The sequence below is a fragment of the Polaromonas sp. P1_E1_2 genome, from assembly GCF_056406035.1.
Map to the genome: position 1 here is coordinate 1 of NZ_JBFUAZ010000353.1, position 4,385 is coordinate 4,385.

At 60.6% G+C, this 4,385-nt stretch carries 5 protein-coding genes; 3 read left to right on the plus strand and 2 right to left on the minus strand.

Features of this window, described 5'->3' with window-relative positions; translation table 11 throughout:
- On the plus strand, positions 1-434 hold a 434-nt coding region (locus AC1D1P_RS15440), incomplete at its 5' end, for a YhjD/YihY/BrkB family envelope integrity protein (protein ID WP_477673585.1).
- On the opposite strand, the gene AC1D1P_RS15445 is transcribed toward AC1D1P_RS15440, so the two are convergent.
- Positions 431-1,297 (minus strand): symmetrical bis(5'-nucleosyl)-tetraphosphatase, encoded by an 867-nt coding sequence (locus tag AC1D1P_RS15445; RefSeq protein WP_477673586.1) that lies wholly within the window; start codon positions 1,295-1,297, stop codon positions 431-433. The two genes, AC1D1P_RS15440 and AC1D1P_RS15445, sit on opposite strands and share 4 nt — an antisense overlap.
- Before the next feature lie 23 nt (positions 1,298-1,320).
- Between AC1D1P_RS15445 and AC1D1P_RS15450 the strand changes: the two genes are divergently transcribed.
- Together AC1D1P_RS15450 and AC1D1P_RS15455 are read left to right on the plus strand one after the other, a co-directional pair.
- Positions 1,321-2,658: a hemolysin family protein gene (locus tag AC1D1P_RS15450; RefSeq protein ID WP_477673587.1), complete on the plus strand. Its 1,338-nt coding sequence runs from the start codon at positions 1,321-1,323 to the stop codon at positions 2,656-2,658.
- Between the two features lie 173 nt (positions 2,659-2,831).
- On the plus strand, positions 2,832-3,674 hold the full coding sequence (locus tag AC1D1P_RS15455; protein WP_477668095.1) for a DUF2726 domain-containing protein: 843 nt from the start codon (positions 2,832-2,834) through the stop codon (positions 3,672-3,674).
- A gap of 41 nt (positions 3,675-3,715) precedes the next feature.
- Here AC1D1P_RS15455 and AC1D1P_RS15460 read toward each other — a convergent pair.
- Positions 3,716-4,385 (minus strand): transporter substrate-binding domain-containing protein (locus tag AC1D1P_RS15460; protein WP_477673588.1); only part of this gene is annotated, 670 nt, incomplete at its 5' end.

Sequence of the window (4,385 nt, forward strand, 5' to 3'; positions counted from 1 at the left end):
GTGTGGCCTACATCCTGGCCTTCGGTTTTCTCTTGCTGGTTTCGCTGGCGATCTCGACTTTTCTGAGTCTTCTCTCAGGCTGGGCGGGCAGTTATTTGCCGATTGAGAAGATCGCCTGGGTCCTCAATGAGGTCGTGTCTTTCTGCTTTTGCGTGGTGCTCTTTGTGGCGCTCATGAAAATGAGCGTGGGCCCCAAGCCCGCTTTACGCTATCTGGTGATGGGGTCCGCCGCGGGGGCCATCCTGTTTGCGGTCGGCAAGCACCTGATGGCTTTTTATCTTTCGACCGCTGCGATTGTGTCGGCCTATGGCGCGGCGGGCTCACTGGTGGTGATCCTGATGTGGATTTACTTTTCGTCGGCTGTGCTGTTGCTGGCTGCAAGCATGGCMCGGGCCTGGGCGGATGAGGCAAGTGCCGCGCGGCAACCGGTTTAAGCCGACTTGCCGGCCTTGCCAGGTTTTTGCGCTTCTTCGCATTGCACACTGACCAGTTCAAACTCGCCGGGCGCCGCCCCCAATCTGGCCGCCGTCAGGCAGCCGCCCCACACGCAGCCGGTGTCGAGTGGCAAGGTGTTGTTGCGCAGGGTGGGTGTGCTGTTCTTGCTGCTGGCCAGCGTAGACCAGTGGCCAAACGCCACCGGCGTATCTGCTGTGGCCCGGCCGGGAACATCAAACCAGGGCAGGTGGCCTTCTGGCGCGCTGCCGGGGCCGTCGGTACTGCTGAAGTCCATCACGCCTTCGGGTGTGCAAAAACGCAGGCGCGTGAGCGCGTTCACGATGACCCGCAGCCTGTCGGCGCCCTGCAGGCTGTCGCTCCAGTGATCAGGCGTGTTGCCGTACATGGCCTGCAGAAAGTCCTTGAGATGGCTGCCGCGCAGCACCTGCTCCACCTCTGAGCCCAGCGCCACGGTTTGCGCCGCAGCCCATTGCGGCAGCACGCCCGCATGCACCATCAGCCACCCGTAGCGATGGATGGCCATGGCGCGGTGGCGCAGCCAGTCGAGCAGCGCGTGGCTGTCCTTGGCCTCGAGGATGTCCTGTACGGTGTCGCTGCGGCCCGGCTTGCGCACGCCTTGCCACACAGCCAGCAGGTGCAGGTCATGGTTGCCGAGCAGGCATTGCGCAGCGTCGCCCAATGCCGAGAGGCTGCGCAGCACCTGAAGGGAGCCGGGGCCGCGGTTGACCAGGTCGCCAAGGATGTAGAGAGTGTCGCGGCTGGGGGAGAAATCGATCCTGTCCAGCAATCGCTGAAAAGGTGCGTGGCAACCCTGCAGGTCGCCGATACAGTAAAGTGACATGTGTTTATTTTGCGCCAGGCCCCATGGACTTTTTCCTGATTGCTTTTCTGACCTTGCTCAACGGTGTGTTTGCCATGTCGGAGATGGCACTGGCTTCGAGCCGCAAAGCCCGGCTCTCGGCCATGGGCGAATCCGGCGACAAGGGCGCGCAGGCGGCGCTGGGGCTGCTGGACAACCCTACCCAGTTTCTTTCGTCGGTGCAGGTCGGCATCACCTCCATCGGCATGCTCAACGGCATTATTGGCGAGGCGGCTTTCAGCAGCGGCCTGGCAGCGTGGATCCAGACCTTCGGCGTGCGGCCGCGCGCGTCCGAGATTACTGCCACCGCGCTGGTAGTGACAGTCATCACCTTCATCACCATCGTCTTTGGCGAGCTGGTGCCCAAACGCATCGGGCAGCTCTACCCGGAAACCGTCGCACGCCTGGTTTCAAGGCCCATGATGTGGGTGGCGACGGGCTTCAAGCCCTTCGTCAGGCTGCTGTCCATCAGCACGCAGGCGGTACTCAAGCTGCTGCGTATCGACAACAGCGCCGGCCGGGCCGTCACTGAAGAAGAAATCGCAGCCAGCCTGGAGGAGGGCGTGGACGCCGGCCTGATTGAGGAACATGAACACCAGATGGTGCAAAACGTGTTTTTGCTGGATGACCGCCTGCTCACTTCACTGATGCTGCCGCGTTCCGACATCGAGTGGCTCGATGCTTCCGACACCATTGCCCAAGCCATCGACAAGGCCGGCGCCACCGGCCACTCCTGGTATCCCGTGTGCCGCGGCAGCCTCGATGACGTGGTGGGCGTGGTCAATGTGGCCAAGTTGCTCGCGCTGCGCGGCCAGATCCAGCCTGTGCCATCAACCCAGGGCGCAGGCGCAGTGCCTTCAGTGACCGACCGTATCGGCGCTTATGCAGTGCCGGCGGTCTTCGTGCCGGAAACGCTCACGGGCATGGAATTGCTGGAGCAGTTCCGGGCCCGCTCCACCCGCATTGTGTTTGTGGTCGATGAATACGGGGTTGTGCAGGGTCTCATGACGCCCATGGACATGCTGGAAGCCATCACCGGTGAATTGCRGCCCGGCGCGCAGATGGACGCGTGGGCGACCGAAAGGGAGGACGGCAGCTGGCTCATTGACGGTGTCATGCCTGTCTCCGAACTCAAGGCCCGTCTGGATATCAGGGAACTGCCAGAGGAAGGCCGGGGGCGTTACAACACGGTGGCCGGCCTGCTTCAAAGCGTTTCGGGGCGGTTGCTGAAAACCGCCGAGCGGGTGGAATGCGCGGGCTGGCGCTTCGAAGTTCTTGACCTTGATGGCAAGCGGATCGACAAGATCCTGGCCAGCCCCATCCCGGTCGATCCCAATATGTAAATATCTGTTTCTACCAGTAGACCACTTGGGTTGTATTGGCGGAACATATATGTGAAAAAAGGCCGCTTTTAGGTAGATTGGATTCAATATGAGTCGCGTTCACAACACCTTCATACGTAAATAGTTGTAACTTAACGGGGCTGTGTTTAAACTGAAAAAAAGTTAAGGCACTCATGTTTGATGTTTTTGTGTTGGCGCTCACTGCGACGGCGGTGTCTGCAATGGCGACGGGAGCAGCCTGCCACCATGGCTGGCTGGCGCGTTCCGCGCGCAAAAAACGGCGCCTTCCCGCGCATTGGCACCTGCAGCCAAGGCCACTGCTACTGGAGGCCGAACAGGACGTGTGGCATTGGCTTCAGCGGGCCTTTTTTGACCACCATGTCCTGATCAAAGTCCCTGTCATCCGCTTTGTCTCGCCGCGAACCGAAGCCGAAGGGCAGCGTTCCTTTGAATTGCTGAAAACCGTTTACTGCACTTTCACTGTATGCGCCGCGGATGGAACCGTCATTGGTTGCCTGGATGTTCCCGGTCCCCGTGGGCTCAAGGCCAGTAACCGCGACCTCAAGCGCAAGCTGTTTGAAGAATGCGGGATTGCCTACGCCGTCGTGCGTGCGAGCAACCTTCCCTCCCTGGAAGATGTTCGCGCGGCGTTCCTCGGAGAAATCGACCTGTCGGACGACGAACCCGCCGTGCTGGGCGAGCCTCCCTTGGCCTTGCCAGTTGAGGTGGATGCCGACGCCGATGCCATGGCCACCGTGCCCGATACCATGCGTGCAGCCAACGGAACCCTCCTGGAGGACGCGCCAAAAGTCGCCAGCATGGACATCGCGGCAGCCCGAAGCAGCCTGCAAGCCAAGCTGGAACGCAACCGCAGGATACGGTTCACCAATTTCGACCCGCTCAGTACCGGTTCAGGCATTGTTCATGACAATGCCGACCACAATTTTGCTGTGCAGTGGGAAGACTCTTTCATCACACCGGAAGAGCCGGATACGCCGAACGGCACCAACGCCTGAACGTTTAAAGCCGTAGCGGTGTTGCGGCCTTCAGGCTCTACTCAATTTGCTTTCGCGGTGTCAAACAATGCCTTCGTTTCCGCCGGCATCACGGTTGTCAGCGGTTTGCCGCCCGGTTTCATGGGTTTTAAAAACCATTGTTCATACCAGCCCTGCGCTGCGCCGCTGCGCATGGATTCCTTGATAGAGGCGTTCACCAGGTCACCCATGACTGCATCCCCCTTGCGGTAGGCGATGGCAATAGGTTCTACGGACAGGCGTTCGGGCAGGATCAGGTAATCGCCTGCATTGGGCAGGCTCGCCAATTGCGCGGCGAGCGCAACACCGTCGCGGGCGTACCCTGCCGCCCAGCCCAGTTGCAACTGTCCGAGGGCGGCATCCGCGTTGACTGCTTTGGCGTGTTGCCACTTCAATGAATGCTGCTGCGCGTAAAGATCCAGCGCGGGAACCACGGTGGTGCCGGCAATGCCCACAATGCTTTTGCCTTGCAGTTGGTCGAGTGCGCTGAGTTTGTCTTTGGTCCGCACCGCCACCTGGACAGCTTCGATAAAAATCGGTGTCGAGAAATCCATCCGCGTCCGGCGCTCCGGTGTGTCGGTCACGTTCTCGCACAGCAAATCGACACTGCCTTCAGACAGCAAGCGTGTGCGGGCGTCCACATACGTTTCGATATACCGTACCGGCAGGTTCGGCTTGCCGACAGCCTGGCGG

Bases quoted from the DNA above. Each gene is read 5' to 3' on its own strand.
- AC1D1P_RS15445 (WP_477673586.1), bottom strand. From the start codon at position 1,297: ATGTCACTTTACTGTATCGGCGACCTGCAGGGTTGCCACGCACCTTTT.
- AC1D1P_RS15455 (WP_477668095.1), top strand. From the start codon at position 2,832: ATGTTTGATGTTTTTGTGTTGGCGCTCACTGCGACGGCGGTGTCTGCA.